Source organism: Burkholderia aenigmatica, assembly GCF_902499175.1.
Classification (GTDB): Bacteria; Pseudomonadota; Gammaproteobacteria; order Burkholderiales; family Burkholderiaceae; genus Burkholderia; species Burkholderia aenigmatica.
The window spans coordinates 1-1,863 of the sequence record NZ_CABVQC010000146.1; the positions used below are offsets into that span (position 1 = coordinate 1).

The following is a 1,863-nucleotide window of genomic DNA, read 5'->3' on the forward strand; positions in this document are numbered from 1 at the left end:
ATGGAAGGAGAGCTTCATTTGCTCATCCACTTGCGCAGCAGGCGCTTTTTCAGGGAGGCGCGTTCTTGCGGGTTGCGTCCCTTGTGATTGGCGATGCGATCCGCCGTGGCGGCCTGGCGCTTGACGGGCCAGTAGGAGCGGCCATCCTTGCCCATCGACCAGACGCTGCTGGCCTGGTTTTCCAGCAGGGGCAGATGGGCGCTCAGGGCTTCGGGCGACGCGCTGGTCAGCGCCGTGCGCTCACGGGTGCGCCAGCGCTGATGCCAGAGCTTCTTGTCCTCGCGCTCGCTGCCGCAGGTCGTGTGCCCGACGATGGGTGTTTTGCGGCGGCTGCGGCTCATAACGTAGTGGTCTCCAAGAACATTCAGGACTGATCCCAGGCGTCGATGGTCAAGACCTGATCGGCAGGACAGGCGGCTACGCGGTCGGGAACTGGATGGTGTTCAGTCTCATGCCGACCCCATTCGATTGATCGCGTCGCTTGCGGCACGCTGCGACGCAAGGAGGTTTGCGACCTGGTTTAGCAGCCGTGTCCGCTGCATGTCTGTTACCTATCTCCCCGACCGCTCATTGGACCAACTCCAGAGATTGGGCTCTATCGCTCAGCCAATACGAAACCGGCATTGGCTGATGCCACAACCGAGACGAACACAAATGGCTCGGTACCTGTATTTCGCGCCCCGTGCACTTGGCCCGGTCTTGCCACGGCTATCTCACCTTCCCTGAGGGCACGAACAATCCCATTGCCCTGAAAGTAATCAGCCATTCCCGACAAAACAGTCCACGTGTCTTGGCCGTGAGGATGAATGTGAGCCGCAATTTCCTGCCCGGGATGGACATGCCAAACCACGATAATTGAGTCTCGGGTTTCAAGCACAACGGAACGAATAGGCTCGCCTTCGGACGGCTGAACATACTCGGCTACAGAAAATATTCTCGATTCAACAGTCATCGGAGATCCCTCTTTCACAGTGCCCCCAGACAGGCTGGATATGAGTTCTAACTCGAATTTGAACGGGAGGCTGGTCGTGCGGTCGTGCAGTTGCCGATGAGCGTGTCGGCTGCTGCCTCCTTGCCCACCAGCGAACTCACGTCCGTTGCGGCCATCCAGAAGGTCTTGCCCGAGCGCGGCTCATAGGTCGCGGGATCGAACACGCCAGAGGGGCCGAACATCGGCGGCTTGATTGGTCATGGCTCCATGCCTTTGTCGTTACGGTCTTCATCGTCGGCATCCTGACGCACGGCGGGCAATTGCTGGAGCAACGCCGGCAGCCATTCCTGTACCGTCTCCCACACCACATCGAGGTTGATGTCGAAATAGCCGTGAGCCATGCGATTACGCATATTGCGCATGCTGCGCCACGGCACGTCGGCATGCGCCTGGGTGAACTCGACGTAGCCATCCATCACCTTTGTGGCCGCCTCGCCGATGACGATCAGGCTCATGATGACGGCCTGCTGGGTGCGCTTGTCGGCCAAGAAGTCGTCCTTGGCCATCCCTTCCACGAAGCTGCGCGCATCGGTTGCGGCCTGCTGAATGTGGTCGAGGTAATCGGGCAGGCGGTTCTCGCTCATATCGGTTGCGCCTCCGCGAGCACCTTGGCCCGGAACTTCGGCGGCAGGTCGCCGGGAGTCAGCAGATCGACGTCAACGCCGAGCAGCGATTTCAGTTCTTCTTCCAAATCGCCCAAGTCCAACAACGTGGCACCGGGCAGCGCATCGACCAACAGGTCGAGGTCGCTGCCATCCCGGTCGGTGCCATGCAGCACCGAGCCGAAGACGCGCGGGTTCGCGGCGCGAAAGCGGCCTACCGCTTCACGCACTGCGCTTCGCTTCATGTCAAGCACAACAGACGGTCGCATG

The 1,863-nt window shown here is 60.5% G+C and carries 5 protein-coding genes; all 5 read right to left on the bottom strand.

The genetic code is table 11. The features are described 5' to 3' along the window. Positions 1–14 precede the first annotated feature (14 nt). The 5 genes from BDO18943_RS42335 to BDO18943_RS42355 all read right to left on the bottom strand — a co-directional run bounded on the left by BDO18943_RS42335 (position 15) and on the right by BDO18943_RS42355 (position 1,862). Positions 15–341 carry a hypothetical protein gene (locus tag BDO18943_RS42335; RefSeq protein WP_003100858.1) on the bottom strand — a complete coding sequence of 109 codons (327 nt, stop codon included), beginning with the start codon at positions 339–341 and terminating at the stop codon, positions 15–17. A gap of 254 nt (positions 342–595) precedes the next feature. Next, positions 596–952, bottom strand: coding sequence for a cupin domain-containing protein (locus BDO18943_RS42340; protein ID WP_003465043.1), 357 nt, complete (start codon positions 950–952; stop codon positions 596–598). Between the two features lie 47 nt (positions 953–999). Beyond that, positions 1,000–1,173: a hypothetical protein gene (locus BDO18943_RS42345; protein WP_003154411.1), complete on the bottom strand. Its 174-nt coding sequence runs from the start codon at positions 1,171–1,173 to the stop codon at positions 1,000–1,002. 15 nt (positions 1,174–1,188) lie between these two features. Beyond that, positions 1,189–1,575 carry a HepT-like ribonuclease domain-containing protein gene (locus BDO18943_RS42350; protein WP_003100872.1) on the bottom strand — a complete coding sequence of 129 codons (387 nt, stop codon included), beginning with the start codon at positions 1,573–1,575 and terminating at the stop codon, positions 1,189–1,191. Then, complete coding sequence (locus BDO18943_RS42355; protein WP_001247892.1) at positions 1,572–1,862, bottom strand: nucleotidyltransferase family protein; 291 nt, start codon at positions 1,860–1,862, stop codon at positions 1,572–1,574. The genes BDO18943_RS42350 and BDO18943_RS42355 overlap by 4 nt, the downstream gene beginning before the upstream one ends. Between the last annotated feature and the right edge of the window lies 1 nt (position 1,863).